The organism is Pseudomonas sp. GR 6-02, assembly GCF_001655615.1.
GTDB lineage: Bacteria > Pseudomonadota > Gammaproteobacteria > Pseudomonadales > Pseudomonadaceae > Aquipseudomonas.
On the sequence record NZ_CP011567.1, the window covers coordinates 6,379,219 to 6,391,921 of the forward strand.

Below are 12,703 nucleotides of genomic sequence, written 5' to 3' on the forward strand. Positions count from 1 at the left end.
ACCCCATGAAGGACTTTTTATATGCACGACTCAATGAATATAAGGATAAATATTCAGAGCTTATATCGTCTATGGAGAAAAACTACAAAACGACAATCTGGGGCATGGGGATCATGCCTTCCTATTCGCCGGCCCCCTATATGTCGGAGCTCCAGGGATGTAAGTCTGGACGTTTTTTAAAAAAAGATTCCGAGCCAGCCAAAAACAGGCAATGTTATTTCTTAAATAAAGATAACAAAATAATAGGCGAGTTAAAATTTGCAAAATACGTAACAATTAAAAAGCAATGGATTGTTTATAGAAGGTTTTTTTTGCATGAGGCCGATCAAATCCTTGAGCTTACATTCGGCAGTGAGCTAAACGGCAACCTAGAGGCCAACCTTGATTCGGTTTCCCTGATTAAGTTTCTGAATGACAAAGCTACAGGGCATTACTGCTTGAACAACACGGGAGAATACTTCGAAACCCTTTATAAATACAACGCCGATAAAATCACTTCGATTACTGAAAAAATATGGCGAAGCACCTTCACGGAAAGGTCTTATGAGATCAATCACGCAGATGATTCCCTAACCATTTTTGAAATACTTACGGACAATAGCAAACTGAAAATTTATCCTGAGGAATGATTGACAAAATCAATCTCTTGACGAGCAAGTGTTTACCCACACTTGAAGACTCAGAGCATTCGAGAGGCGGTCGTACTCTAGGGTTATTTATTACCATCCAAGATGGCGGTTCCATCCAGCCCAACATTCACGGAAACGATTACTGGAAAGTGTACAAAGCCAATAGATCTGGAGAAGATATTGTATTTGGTAGAATTGGACATGGCGGGTTCAAAAATTACGATCTAATAAAAGACTCTCCAGCCTATGTTAATGGCACGTTAATGAACGGTGGAACTTGAACATGATTGACTTTACAGCAGATATCAATTCCAAGCACTCAGCAGCAGACATACTATTAGGGGAAAACATTTCCAACTATATCGATGAGCTATATAAAAAACACAACATAAAAATAAAAAACTATAATCTGCCGGACGGGGAAACGAGGGTGGCCTATGTGGTAAACGACACGATCACCATAGCAACCCTTTCTGACGGAGCTATATTCTCAATTGGCTGCAATGTACATTACAAAGGACTTTACAGAGGTATGCTTTCTACAGGGATGTCTTTTGGCCAAGTAAAAAAACTTACAAAGCGTCCACGAATCTTTAATGGCTCAATAATTCTTGATGATGATTTCGGATTTTCCTATGTATTACCCTCCCCTTATGACGAGATAGCCGATAGCATTGAAGATATACCTCTAGATTTGATTTTAAATGAAATATATATTTCTGATTTCTCTTCTTGGCTTAGTCCGAGTTAACCGTACCAGCATGAAAAAACAATTATCGGTTGGAAAAACTGAAAAAGTTTGAATTAGGCCCGGCGTCGTAGTATTCGTAGCGCCCGCCCTGCAGGTCGGTGGCGCTGAGCAATTGGCGTTCGTTTCGTGTCGAGAAAAAAGGCCCGAACGGAAAGTGGAAGACATGCGGATAGCGTTAAATGGACATATTCAATCTCCTTTCATACAAGCTTGAGAGTTTCCTGAACATCCGTCCATATCCGAAAGAGCTGGGCGTTGTTTTTTACCAAGAAGACGAGCCTTCACTGCTCTCTGTCGCCGCCAGAAAACACAACGGTTCGACCTTCTATGTGAGCCGCTGGCACGATTTGTTCTCCATAAGCGCCTTCGAAAAATCCATGTCAAAAAACGGCTTCACGGAACCGGACTGCTATACCCTTCTCTTGATCCTGTCCCGCTTTGGCTATCTACTTGACATCGACAACCGTCAACGAACCAATAAAGACTATTTTATTTTCTTCTTTCTGATCCAGTTGATCAGTTTGAAAAACAGTTCTCTCGACTCGGATGCACAGCTCAGAAACTATATACTCAGATTCCTGCTTTTCGAATTGAGCATTGACGACGAAGCGTATCGTCGGTTCAGCATCAAGGATAATCAGCTGGTAATGGCTACCGACACCCGGGGGCCTGTAGCTTTTTTGGATGTTATCAACCTGGTTTACAAAGCGATAAAATTTGATAGCAGAAAAGAACATGTATTGCTAAGCACGTTGAAAAACTATCAAACAAGCCTCGTCACATTATTGACCGAACCCGGCGACACAAATTACCGTTTCAGGCTAAATGATCGCCATAGCGAATTCATGTATCCCGATGTATTTTTGCAGGCATACGCTAAAGACAAGAGACAGATATTTAATGTTTTAATCGACACGATCAACCCCCTTCAGTCTACGGAAAATCTGTTTGTCTCAAATATTATTTTGATGAACTATTCCTTTTACATCCTGAAAAACAAGCCTCGCGAAATTCTAAAGCTTAAAAAACACGTCAATGATGAGGCACTGTTCATAAAGCTGCTGGAAGCAATAATCACTCGTCGAATGGCAATCAATAAATCATCATTCGAAAAAGCATCTATAGACCAGGATCTGTCCTCGATAAAAGACAATTCAACCTCATTCTACAATATTTTGTACAGCCTATAGACGCTCTCACAAACGAGAGAGCCGCGCTGATGCGCATGCTGTAACCCACAGGGAAGAACGAACATGAGCGCGTTAGAAAAAGCGTTGATAGAGCTGCGCCGTATCCACAAGAAGTTTCAGTTAGAGGGCAGCTTCGAAAAGAATGGCCAAGTCAACGCCACATGGCCGCAAACGCTTGAACGCTCTGTCGAAACTGACTTTTTCTATGACAACTACGAGCCTGTGGGTGTAGAGATAGAGACAGGTTTGACTCCGATACGTTTTTTTGATCTGAACACCCTTGAAGATGACCAAGTGGGCTACAAGTGGGATGGCAATTCAAACAAGTCGCAGCTCAACCCACGCTGGCCAGCCGGTTTTGTAGTATTCATGGATGATATCGGAGGTGGTAAACCTGTCATCGCTGTTACCGACATTGAGGGTACACCTGTATTTGCCAGCTATGACGTGGCTTTGCCTTTCAAAATTGCCGACTCATTGGCTGATTTCTTTTTCGCTCTTGCAAAATTGATTGAGGTTGTCCACGGAAAATTCGAAATATTTGAGATCTATAACGACGATGACGAGCTTTCCAGCAAGTTCGTGAAATTACTCACAAAGGAAGTCAGCCCCCTGCTTGGGAAAGAAAATTTCGAACTATTTTTTAATTATTTTTATGGTTAATCTTCAGGTCATGGATCTGACCCGGCCAATGAGTGCAGAAGATGGAACAACTGGAAGACGAATACCCCGGCGATTCCGATTGGAATATGCTTGTGCGGTTATACGAAGAGGACTATCTCGACGACGACGCCCGCTCCCTAGCGAAACAACTGGATGGCAACCTCGATATGGCGGTCATTCTCTACGGAAAAAGAGGGCTCAAGGAAGGTTTGTGGTGGGTCGAACAGCAGGTGCCGGCCTTGGATAACATGCGGCCGGCCGATTGCCTCAAGGATCCGAAGCTGATCAAACGCCTGAGGACTGCGCTAATGCGCATGCCGTAACCAACAAGGAATCCGATTGGGTTGGCGGGAGGGCTGAACTTTTACAGTTATGCCCCAAACCCCCTGACCTGGATAGATCCGCTTGGGCTATACAATGGTGAAGGATCTCGCGACCTAGGGAAATATCATGTGTTCCATGAGCACTCACTGAACGCGTCCGAATACAAAATGACTGACGCAGAGCACTTTAGCCGCGCAAATGAATCTGTTTACAAACGAATGCAAACAGATCCGGACTTTAAACGTCAAATGCAGACTAAATACCCTGGCGCTGTAGAGCATGTGCAGCCACGGTCGAATGGGACGTTCAGAGGAACATCCCCAGCCAATTTGACTTGGCATCATGGAAACAAACCAGGCTCATTACAGCTAGCCGACTTCAATGATCATAAAACGTATCATAAAATCTACCACCCTGATGGTAAAGGCGGTCGAAATAAATGGGGCGGCGGTACGAAATGTCGAAAACAAGGAGTACTTATGATAACCATTAATGGCTTTGACGAGCTTCTGCAAAAATGTAATGACCTACCCAATGCAGGATGGTTATATGTTGATACTGATTTTGATTTGGAGTCAAAAAACGACATCCTAAATAAAAAATATTACCTTGCAGAAAATGACGACGAAGAAATGGAGTTCGATGACAAATACGGAACATTCCTTGAGTCTCCAATACTCAAAGCGATCATTGAAAATAAAACAGAACATCATCCGAACTCCAGCAAAGAAGAACTACTGAAAGCAGTTACTTATTATTTGGAAAACGATGACTTTCTAGACTAGATTAGAAAAGGAGCCGGAAGAGCCAAACAACTTCCGGCTCTACTTTTTAGTGAAAACCATAACATGCATGTTTGGATAAAAAACAGGAATAAGTTTTTCTACCGAGAGACCTGACTGCACTACAACACGTTCCGGCTTTATGATCCGGATATGGGGCTCCCAACGCCACCAGGTGGATTGACCCATTTGGGCTGCTAAAAGAAGGTGAGGTGGCCGGTTACGGTGCCAAAGCCCACAAGAATGATGGGCTGGAAGCACACGAGATTGTTCGTAATAAGTTTCTGGAAGAGAAAGGTATCGCAAAGGGCCGGCGCTATAAAGGTAACCCTTCCATTGCGCTATCGCCCGAACATCACGACATGGTGCATGCCGAGGAAAATCGTTTGCGCCGTGCTCGCGGGCTGGGACCTAATCAAATGCTCAAGCGCGGGAAGCTGGAAATTCGCCTCATGTCCCAAGCTATTCACAACTCATTGGTCAGAACCGGCATCATCACCCAACAACAGGCACGAACAGCAAGGCGTTTTTCCACATCATTCGCCAAAAGAAAAGGCTGCTTCTAAAGGATCACGGACTATGGGCATCAATCAAATCATCCTCTCCGAAAAAGACCATAACCTTGGACAAATAGGCGGGGGCGCTCGACTCACCGATATTGATCTGTGGCCAAAGGATCCAACCAAGGGTCATTTGATGCTACCAGTGCTTATGATGACATCGGATTTCCTCAGCACTTCTTTTATACCGTCGGGTATGGCTCTGACAGTATTCGTTTCCGTGGAGCGTGAAGGCGATACGTACAAACGGTCATCGTTACGCCAATTGACTGTCCACCAACAGAGCGAGATGGAAAAGCTGGCACAGGGACATAGTAAAGTTCTGCTTCATACGCTGGCGCCTTTCGAGCTTATGCCACCGACCCTGGAAGATCCGATTCCGCGAAGCTACATTGCCCAGCAACCCCTCACGGACGAACAAATGACCGAAGAGCTGGAGGATCCGGACTGCGGCGCCAGTATCAGCAAAATATTAGGTCGCCCTGGCTGGTTGCAAGATCCGTTGTATGAAAGCCCTCGCTATTATTTTCTAGCCCAGATATTGGACGCCGATATCGCAAAAATCAGTCCTCGCCACGAAGGATTGTTCGGCGGTGGCATCGGCTACGTTTTTGCCGACAACCGGGCGAAAAAGATGAAGGAAGGCGACGAAGCTGGATATTTCCTCGTTCAATTTACCTGAGTTGTGCCCGTTATCGATCTCACCAGCGCCGTCTTTTTCAAAGGTATCGATCAGCCGGTTACGACGGCTGCGCCGCCGATAGGGAGCAAACTTCCCACGCCACGAACCGCATACGCCTTCGGGCCATGGCTCAAGTCCTGCCCCCCGCACCTCCGCCAATTTTATTCGGAGAACGAACATGAGCGCGTTAGAAAAGGCATTGATAAAGCTGCGTGGTATCCACAAAAAATTCCAGTTGGAAGGCAGCTTCAAAAAGAATGGCCAGCTCAACACCACATGGCCACAAACGCTCGCTACGATCAGCGCGGCAACTGCATCGCCGAAACCGATCCGCTGGGCCACATCACGCGATACCGCTACGACACCCACGGCCAGGTCGTCGAGATCATCGACGCCACCGGCAAAAGCAAAAAGCTGCGCTGGAACCCGTTCGGCCAGTTGGTGGAACACATTGATTGCTCGGGTTATCCGACGCGGTTCAGCTACGACAACCGGGGCTATCTGCAAACCATCACCGATGCCCTCGGCGAACGCACCCAATTCAGCTACGACGCCCAGGGACGGTTGCTCAGCAGCCAATTGCCGCAGTGGTCGCTTACCTGCGCGACAATGCCGTACACACCAGCCAGCCCTCGATGACGCCGGCTGCCATGCAAAAGCATACCGTGTACGACTTCGCCGCCAACCTGCTGACGGTCGGTGTTTATTACGGCCAGGAAAATCAAACATGATTTTAAGTTGGAAAGCCCCTGCTTATTACAGCGAACAACTGATCGGTTCGTATGACATCGAAAGCGGTTCTTATGAAACCGCCGGTTCGAATTTTGACTACCTGTCATTGTTGGCGGGAAAACCCTATCCATTGAATATGGACAAGCCAAAGGTCTATTTTCCGTGCAAGAAAAAAAAGTTTCTTGCGTATGACTGCCTATGGCTACTTGGGGGAGTCCCACTAGTCACTGAGCGACTTGCGGATTTTCTCACCCATCAATCTGCTCAGGACATTCAGCTCATTCAACCTGCTGTCGTCATTGCAGACGGGGAAGAGGTCGACGAAGCTTTTTTCATAGTGAATGCAATCAATACCGTCAACGCGATAGATCAAGGGCAATCTGCCGCTGAACGGGATGATGACGGATCGATCATCTATTTCACTAAAACCTGGTTCCTGGACGGTGCTGCCGGCATGCGCGGAATCGCTCGTGAGCCAGAGTCAGGAGACCTTCTGATCTCTCAGCAGTTGGCCGATTCTATGATCGAGAAAAAATTCAAAAATAACAAAGGCTTGGGTTTCTATATCGCCAACCGCACGTTTGTCCCTTATAAAAATCAGGCCTAGGCTTCTGGCCCCCATGATGGCCGACATTTTTAGGGGCGGCTCTGGGTTGGTGGTGCACAACAAACTGCTGACCTATCAGGACAAACGTTACCGCTATGACGCGTTTGGCCGGATGATCGAAGAACGCAGTACTAAACGGGGCGTGCAGCGCTTCGGTTACGACGCCGAAAGCCGGTTGATTGAAGTGCGCAATGAAAACGGTAGCGTGGTCAGGATGACCTACGACCCGCTGGGTCGGCGCATCGAAAAAACCGTCATGGTGACTACCACCCGAAAGGCCGCAATGGAAAACGAGTCGGCGGCAGGAAGGCATGGGGTGGTGGGTCATCTTGTAGAAAATAAGGAATCACTGATGAAAAAGATGAAAGGCATCACCGACCTATTCAGCACGATCAATTCCGTTACCGATAATGACTGGATCTATACAAATTTGGACGAATGGGAGCAGCAACCAGAAAATGCGGTTTTCTATCTCATTACCGAAGATGAAATTGATGATCTAGAAGAGGATGACAAAACCGTAGAAAACAGCGCCGGAGAAACCATTCCTAAGTCGCTGGAAAAAGAAAATGTAGAGACCTGGGTTGACGTGCAAACCCTTCAAGCCATATCGCAGATAATTCAGAAAAAAATAAAGACCCCTGATAGCGCCATTTTGATCCAGGCAATCAATCACTATCGAGAATACGACGACTTCATGGAGGCTTGATTTTTTCCAACAAAAGCGGGCATTTGAACCAGTTGGAGTGCCTGTTTTTAAGGAAATACAGGGTCTGACCCTGAGGAATGGGGTTGGGGTTGTGTCCAGTTCAAACTTCGCAAGAAGACCGTTTCAGGAAGAATACGAACCAAATCCAGTACCGGTCGACTTTGCTGACAAGAGGCTTTCATGTTCTATACCCTTGCATTCAAGAAAGACAAAAACTGCCCCACCTTCATTGATGGCGTCATTCATGAGTCGTTCAGCCCTGGCGCCTATGACGATGCGATGGATGCCGACTGGCACGACGCGGGCCCCGACGAAGCTCTCGCTCCCCTCCCGAAAAAGCTGGTGCTGATTACCAAGGACAAGCGCTATGACTTTGACTTTTGCACTGCCTTTGAGGGGCATATTGTCAGTGAGCGCTTCCTGAAAGTCTTCCAGACCCTCAAGACTTCCCGATGGGAGATCGCAGAACTGGAGATTGTCAACCCAAAAGGCGTTTCGGTCGCACAGCGCCAATATTTTTTTATGCGCCAGCAACGAATAGACAAGGAGCCTGTGGACGTGATCGATCAGACACAGTCGAAGATTAATTTTCGAGCGAGCGGCGAAATCAAAAATATCATCAGCCTGACAATCAAAGAAAATGTCAGCATCGATTTTTTTAGTATCGATGAAATAACTTTACTTGGATTCGTATTTCTTTCGCCTCACGCCGCCACTGTGCTTAAAGAACTAGATCTGGTAGGTGCAGAAGTGGTCGATACGGAGAAGGTCGGCTCAATAGATAGAGCCTAGGTTTCACTCAGCATGCAGGTGATTACCCTTTTCAAGATCCAACTAACCGAAACCAAACCAATCGATTTACTCAAGGGCGGCTGAATTGATCCCTTATAAAAAAGTGGATCTGAACGGTGAGGATCCATTAACGCTGAGATTAATGATGCTCGAAAACACATTTTCGAATGACGAGGCGGCCATTACGCCAGCGGATCTGGATCACCTGGAATGCGCCATTGGTAAGAAGCTACCGACGCCCTTTAAAAACCATTATCTCAAGTACAACGTAGGTGTACCGGAGCGGACCTATTGGGTCAGCGAAGATTTTGACGAGCCACTGGAAGTGGCTGCATTCAAGCCAATTCCCGGTGGCGACTCCTCGCTGCTATCCACCTACCAGTTGATGCTAAAAAAACAGGTACTTCCTGCACACCTTCTGCCTTTCGCGAACGACTGGGGTGGTAACTTCTTTTGCCTGAATCTTGATACGGAGGCCGTTAGTTACTTCACCACTGACAGCTTTGATAGTGACCTAAGCCCTGAAGAAAATCAGGCTGAATCCGAAAAGCTGGTCTGCTCGAATTTCCTCCAGTTTGTTCAAGGCCTGATCGATGAGGAAGATTTGGACGAGGAATGAGGCGCTCAGCCGCCTGGCCGATGGGGTGCATTTGTTGGTGGAGCGCGCGCTGGATCACCTGAATGAGCCGGAAATAGCAGCGATTCTCGCCAGGAAACAAAGTCGAGTCGGCTGATCCGCCAGACAGAAAAAATGGGCACCCAACCTCGTTGGCGTGCCCATTTTTTATCCCGCTCGCCCGCTGTGCGGGAAGTCGGTGCGTGTTACGGATTAACGCTGTCTTTCAACGACTTGCCTGGCTTGAACGCAACAGTGTTGCTGGCCTTGATCTTCACCGGCTCACCGGTTTGCGGGTTTTTGCCGGTGCGGGCACCGCGATGGCGTTGCAGGAAGGTGCCGAAGCCCACCAGCGTGACGCTATCCTTGCGATGCAGAGCGCCGGTGATTTCTTCGAGAACGGCGTTGAGAACGCGATTGGCCTGTTCTTTGGTGAGATCTGCTTTTTCCGCGATGGCAGCGGCGAGTTCTGGTTTACGCATGAGTGAAGCCCCTTTGACGGTTTTTTGTTGTTATGTCCGTGCTGTTCTCGTTGGAACAGCGCCCAAGGCGCCGCAGGTGCTCTACTCTGCGGCAGACGGGAATGAGGATGGCATGCGCGCAAGAGCGGCGCCAGTCTCCCCGCGACCTTTGTGGGGGCAAAAACGGGGTGATTCCGACAGAACGACCGGCATTTACGCCAACAGGGCCGGAAGTTCTTTGTTCAGGGCGAGTTTTTCCATCACCGCCGCGCCGGTCAGGGCATAGCCCAGCAATTTGCCGGCGCTGTCGCGGCACAGCACCTTGATGTCCGCGCCCTGCCCTTCGACCGTCCAGACGCCCTCCGGGCCCCGTGGTGGCGGGGAAACCACCAATGGGCAGACCGGGGTTTTCACGGTGATCGGCATCGGGCCGTAACTCACCGCCGTAGGGTTTCCGGCGAGGGTCTGGGCCAGCGCTCTCGCACAGCTCATGAGGGGCATGACGTACAACAGATTCAGCCCATCGACCTCGGCGCAATCGCCCAGGGCGTAGATGTTGGCGTGAGAGGTTTTCAGGTGACGGTCAACCACCACGCCACGATTGACCTGCACCCCGGCAGCGGCCGCCAGGTCGATGCGCGGACGCAGACCGATGGCTGACACCACTACGTCGCAAGGGATGACCTGGCCGTCAGACAGATGCGCTTCCAGGCCGTCCGCCACTCGCTGCAAGCGATTGAGCACCGGCCCGAGGTGGAAGCGCGCGCCCAGGCTTTCCAGGCCGGCCTGGACCGCAGCGGCCGCCGCCGGGTGGAGCAAGGTCGGCATGACTTGTTCGCAGGGCGCAACCAGTTGCACTTCGTAGCCACCGAGAATCAGGTCGTTGGCAAATTCGCAGCCAATCAAACCGGCGCCCAGCAGCAGCACCCGACGCTTGCCGGCCGCCGCCGCGCGAAAACGTGCGTAGTCTTCAAGGTCGTTGATTGGGAAAACCGCGTCGGCCGCGTCGCCTTCGATCGGCACGCGCACGGTTTCCGCGCCCCAGGCCAGGATCAGGTCACGATAGATCACTGATTCTTCGCCGATCCACAGGCGCTTGTGGCCCGGATCGATGCCACTGATGCGCGTGTGAGTGCGCACTTCGGCCTTCAACTGCTCGGCCATGGCACCCGGTTCGGCCATGCTCAGGCCATCGGCGTCTTTATTCTTGCCGAAGCCGGTGGAAAGCATCGGCTTGGAGTAGGAGCGTCCGTCATCTGCGGTAATCAACAGCAGCGGGGTTTCGCCATCGAGTTTGCGAAACTCCCGGGCCAGGTTGTAGCCAGCCAGCCCAGTGCCGACGATCACGACAGGTGCGTTCATTCCTAGCTCCTTGGATGCTTAGTTGATTTCAATCATTTCAAAATCCATTTTGCCCACGCCGCAGTCCGGGCACAGCCAGTCTTCCGGCACGTCCTGCCACGGTGTGCCCGCCGCAATACCGTCGTCCGGCCAGCCTTCGGCTTCGTTATAGATCAGGCCGCAGACCACACATTGCCACTTTTTCATTCAGGTATTTCCTCGGGATTCAGGCTTTTGCCGGCGCGAACGGTCGATAGATGAAGCGTTGCCGTCCGGCTCAGGGCGTTTTGTACTGATCGGGCCCGACAGATGCAAGCCTGTTCGGCGCAACGGCAGGCCGGATCAATCAAACTCGCCGCCTGACATGGTAAGCTCGCCGCCTCATTTGCTGCCAATAATGACTCACTGTGCCGCACTCAAAAGCCCCCTCCCCGACGCCGCTCTGGCTTTCTCAAAGCCAACTGATGCCCCGCCCCGACACGTCTACGCTCGATTGGTTGTTCGATGAAGGGTCACTGACCCGACGCCTGACCCGTTTGTCGAATGACGGTTTCAGCGTCACGCCGCTGTTCGAAGGCTGGCAATCGCTGCGCGCCGACGAATGTGCCGCGCTGGAGCTGGCCGAAGGCAGCGAAGGCTGGGTGCGCGAGGTGTATCTGCGCGGCCACGGTGAAGCTTGGGTGTTTGCCCGCAGCGTGGCGGCGCGTAGCGCGCTGCAGGGCGACGGATTGCATATGGATGAGCTGGGTAGCCGTTCTCTGGGCGAACTGCTGTTTTGCGATCGGGCGTTTCAGCGCCGGGCCATCGAGGTTTGTCACTATCCTCAAGCGTGGTTGCCGATGGAGGCTCAGGCGCCTGAACTGTGGGGCCGGCGCTCACGTTTCGACCGTGGCGCCCTGAGCGTGCTGGTGGCCGAGGTTTTCCTGCCGACCCTGTGGAGCGCCGCCCGCGCGCATCCGGAGAACTGCTGATGTACCAGAACCTGCTCAAGTCTCTGAACCGCGTGAATCCTCGGGCCTGGGATTTCATTCAGCTGACCCGCATGGACAAGCCGATCGGCATTTACCTGCTGCTGTGGCCGACATTGTGGGCACTGTGGATTGCCGGTGAAGGTTCGCCGTCACTGGCCAATATCGTGATTTTCGTGCTCGGCGTGGTACTGACCCGTGCCGGCGGTTGCGTGATCAACGATTGGGCGGACCGCAAGGTCGATGGCCATGTGAAACGCACCGAGCAGCGGCCGCTGGTGAGCGGCAAGATCAGCTCCAAAGAAGCCCTGGTGTTCTTCGCGGTGCTGATGGGCGTGAGCTTCTTGCTGGTGCTGTGCACCAACGCGGCGACTGTCTGGCTGTCGCTGGGCGGTTTGGCCCTGGCCTTCACGTATCCGTTCATGAAGCGTTACACCTATTACCCGCAAGTGGTGCTGGGCGCGGCGTTCTCCTGGGGCATGCCGATGGCGTTCACTGCCGAGACTGGTGAGTTGCCGGCGACAGCCTGGTTGCTGTGGATCGCCAATTTGCTGTGGACCGTGGGCTACGACACCTATTACGCCATGACCGACCGCGACGATGACCTGAAGATCGGGGTGAAATCCACCGCGATCCTGTTTGGCGATGCCGACCGGGTGATCATTCTGACCTTGCAAGGCCTGGCGCTGGGCTGCCTGTTGCTGGCTGGCTCGAAATTCCATCTCGGTGGCTGGTTCCACCTTGGGTTGCTGGTGGCGGCAGGCTGCTTTGCGTGGGAGTTCTGGTACACCCGCAGCAAAGACCGGATGCGTTGCTTCCAGGCGTTTTTGCATAACCACTGGGCGGGGTTGGCGATTTTTGTGGGGATTGTGCTGGATTACGCATTACGTTGACTG

General features: G+C 50.8%; 16 protein-coding genes and 4 pseudogenes. 17 read left to right on the forward strand and 3 right to left on the reverse strand.

The window, feature by feature from the left end:
- Positions 1 to 5 precede the first annotated feature (5 nt).
- The 15 genes and pseudogenes from PGR6_RS28410 to PGR6_RS30825 form a co-directional block, all read left to right on the forward strand.
- Positions 6 to 629, forward strand: coding sequence for a hypothetical protein (locus PGR6_RS28410; RefSeq protein WP_064621137.1), 624 nt, complete (start codon positions 6 to 8; stop codon positions 627 to 629).
- A gap of 283 nt (positions 630 to 912) precedes the next feature.
- Positions 913 to 1,380 carry a hypothetical protein gene (locus tag PGR6_RS28415; RefSeq protein WP_082920911.1) on the forward strand — a complete coding sequence of 156 codons (468 nt, stop codon included), beginning with the start codon at positions 913 to 915 and terminating at the stop codon, positions 1,378 to 1,380.
- Between the two features lie 179 nt (positions 1,381 to 1,559).
- Positions 1,560 to 2,570, forward strand: coding sequence for a hypothetical protein (locus PGR6_RS28420; RefSeq protein ID WP_064621139.1), 1,011 nt, complete (start codon positions 1,560 to 1,562; stop codon positions 2,568 to 2,570).
- A gap of 63 nt (positions 2,571 to 2,633) precedes the next feature.
- Complete coding sequence (locus tag PGR6_RS28425) at positions 2,634 to 3,233, forward strand: hypothetical protein (protein WP_064621140.1); 600 nt, start codon at positions 2,634 to 2,636, stop codon at positions 3,231 to 3,233.
- 41 nt (positions 3,234 to 3,274) lie between these two features.
- Positions 3,275 to 3,556: a hypothetical protein gene (locus tag PGR6_RS28430; RefSeq protein WP_019651906.1), complete on the forward strand. Its 282-nt coding sequence runs from the start codon at positions 3,275 to 3,277 to the stop codon at positions 3,554 to 3,556.
- A 3-nt stretch (positions 3,557 to 3,559) separates the two neighbouring features.
- Positions 3,560 to 3,643: pseudogene (locus tag PGR6_RS30815) on the forward strand (RHS repeat-associated core domain-containing protein); the annotation flags it as partial.
- Positions 3,644 to 3,685: 42 nt separating this feature from the next.
- Entirely contained in the window at positions 3,686 to 4,342 is a 657-nt protein-coding gene (locus PGR6_RS30290; protein WP_256580787.1) for a DUF7716 domain-containing protein, read from the forward strand.
- Between the two features lie 209 nt (positions 4,343 to 4,551).
- A complete protein-coding gene (locus PGR6_RS28440; protein WP_064621142.1) occupies positions 4,552 to 4,905 on the forward strand; it encodes a hypothetical protein in 354 nt (117 codons plus the stop codon).
- A 13-nt stretch (positions 4,906 to 4,918) separates the two neighbouring features.
- Positions 4,919 to 5,581: a hypothetical protein gene (locus tag PGR6_RS28445; RefSeq protein WP_064621143.1), complete on the forward strand. Its 663-nt coding sequence runs from the start codon at positions 4,919 to 4,921 to the stop codon at positions 5,579 to 5,581.
- A 291-nt stretch (positions 5,582 to 5,872) separates the two neighbouring features.
- Positions 5,873 to 6,166 (forward strand): annotated as a pseudogene (locus tag PGR6_RS28450) (hypothetical protein); the annotation flags it as partial.
- A gap of 142 nt (positions 6,167 to 6,308) precedes the next feature.
- Positions 6,309 to 6,920, forward strand: a complete 612-nt coding sequence (locus tag PGR6_RS28455; protein ID WP_064621145.1) for an imm11 family protein — start codon at positions 6,309 to 6,311, stop codon at positions 6,918 to 6,920.
- Between the two features lie 37 nt (positions 6,921 to 6,957).
- Positions 6,958 to 7,173 (forward strand): annotated as a pseudogene (locus PGR6_RS30820) (hypothetical protein); the annotation flags it as partial.
- 636 nt (positions 7,174 to 7,809) lie between these two features.
- Entirely contained in the window at positions 7,810 to 8,421 is a 612-nt protein-coding gene (locus PGR6_RS28465; RefSeq protein WP_064621147.1) for an Imm43 family immunity protein, read from the forward strand.
- 85 nt (positions 8,422 to 8,506) lie between these two features.
- Positions 8,507 to 9,040 carry an SMI1/KNR4 family protein gene (locus PGR6_RS28470; protein ID WP_237229569.1) on the forward strand — a complete coding sequence of 178 codons (534 nt, stop codon included), beginning with the start codon at positions 8,507 to 8,509 and terminating at the stop codon, positions 9,038 to 9,040.
- A gap of 1 nt (position 9,041) precedes the next feature.
- Positions 9,042 to 9,155: pseudogene (locus tag PGR6_RS30825) on the forward strand (DUF6124 family protein); the annotation flags it as partial.
- Positions 9,156 to 9,243: 88 nt separating this feature from the next.
- On the opposite strand, the gene PGR6_RS28475 reads toward PGR6_RS30825, so the two are convergent.
- The 3 genes from PGR6_RS28475 to PGR6_RS28485 all read right to left on the reverse strand — a co-directional run bounded on the left by PGR6_RS28475 (position 9,244) and on the right by PGR6_RS28485 (position 11,046).
- The gene (locus PGR6_RS28475) at positions 9,244 to 9,519 is read right to left on the reverse strand and encodes an HU family DNA-binding protein (RefSeq protein WP_003213368.1); all 276 of its coding nucleotides are present in this window, start codon (positions 9,517 to 9,519) and stop codon (positions 9,244 to 9,246) included.
- A 192-nt stretch (positions 9,520 to 9,711) separates the two neighbouring features.
- Positions 9,712 to 10,860 (reverse strand): NAD(P)/FAD-dependent oxidoreductase, encoded by a 1,149-nt coding sequence (locus PGR6_RS28480; RefSeq protein WP_064621148.1) that lies wholly within the window; start codon positions 10,858 to 10,860, stop codon positions 9,712 to 9,714.
- Between the two features lie 18 nt (positions 10,861 to 10,878).
- Positions 10,879 to 11,046 (reverse strand): rubredoxin, encoded by a 168-nt coding sequence (locus PGR6_RS28485; RefSeq protein ID WP_007896465.1) that lies wholly within the window; start codon positions 11,044 to 11,046, stop codon positions 10,879 to 10,881.
- A gap of 200 nt (positions 11,047 to 11,246) precedes the next feature.
- Between PGR6_RS28485 and PGR6_RS28490 the strand changes: the two genes are divergently transcribed.
- Together PGR6_RS28490 and ubiA are read left to right on the forward strand one after the other, a co-directional pair.
- Positions 11,247 to 11,810 carry a chorismate--pyruvate lyase family protein gene (locus PGR6_RS28490; protein WP_064621149.1) on the forward strand — a complete coding sequence of 188 codons (564 nt, stop codon included), beginning with the start codon at positions 11,247 to 11,249 and terminating at the stop codon, positions 11,808 to 11,810.
- Positions 11,810 to 12,700, forward strand: coding sequence for a 4-hydroxybenzoate octaprenyltransferase (gene ubiA / locus PGR6_RS28495; protein ID WP_018927398.1), 891 nt, complete (start codon positions 11,810 to 11,812; stop codon positions 12,698 to 12,700). The genes PGR6_RS28490 and ubiA overlap by 1 nt, the downstream gene beginning before the upstream one ends.
- The last annotated feature ends 3 nt before the right edge of the window (positions 12,701 to 12,703 follow it).

Bases quoted from the DNA above. Each gene is read 5' to 3' on its own strand.
- ubiA (WP_018927398.1), top strand. From the start codon at position 11,810: ATGTACCAGAACCTGCTCAAGTCTCTGAACCGCGTGAATCCTCGGGCC.
- PGR6_RS28430 (WP_019651906.1), top strand. From the start codon at position 3,275: ATGGAACAACTGGAAGACGAATACCCCGGCGATTCCGATTGGAATATG.
- PGR6_RS28455 (WP_064621145.1), top strand. From the start codon at position 6,309: ATGATTTTAAGTTGGAAAGCCCCTGCTTATTACAGCGAACAACTGATC.
- PGR6_RS28420 (WP_064621139.1), top strand. From the start codon at position 1,560: ATGGACATATTCAATCTCCTTTCATACAAGCTTGAGAGTTTCCTGAAC.
- PGR6_RS28475 (WP_003213368.1), bottom strand. From the start codon at position 9,519: ATGCGTAAACCAGAACTCGCCGCTGCCATCGCGGAAAAAGCAGATCTC.
- PGR6_RS28480 (WP_064621148.1), bottom strand. From the start codon at position 10,860: ATGAACGCACCTGTCGTGATCGTCGGCACTGGGCTGGCTGGCTACAAC.
- PGR6_RS28425 (WP_064621140.1), top strand. From the start codon at position 2,634: ATGAGCGCGTTAGAAAAAGCGTTGATAGAGCTGCGCCGTATCCACAAG.
- PGR6_RS28410 (WP_064621137.1), top strand. From the start codon at position 6: ATGAAGGACTTTTTATATGCACGACTCAATGAATATAAGGATAAATAT.
- PGR6_RS28465 (WP_064621147.1), top strand. From the start codon at position 7,810: ATGTTCTATACCCTTGCATTCAAGAAAGACAAAAACTGCCCCACCTTC.
- PGR6_RS28445 (WP_064621143.1), top strand. From the start codon at position 4,919: ATGGGCATCAATCAAATCATCCTCTCCGAAAAAGACCATAACCTTGGA.
- PGR6_RS28415 (WP_082920911.1), top strand. From the start codon at position 913: ATGATTGACTTTACAGCAGATATCAATTCCAAGCACTCAGCAGCAGAC.
- PGR6_RS28485 (WP_007896465.1), bottom strand. From the start codon at position 11,046: ATGAAAAAGTGGCAATGTGTGGTCTGCGGCCTGATCTATAACGAAGCC.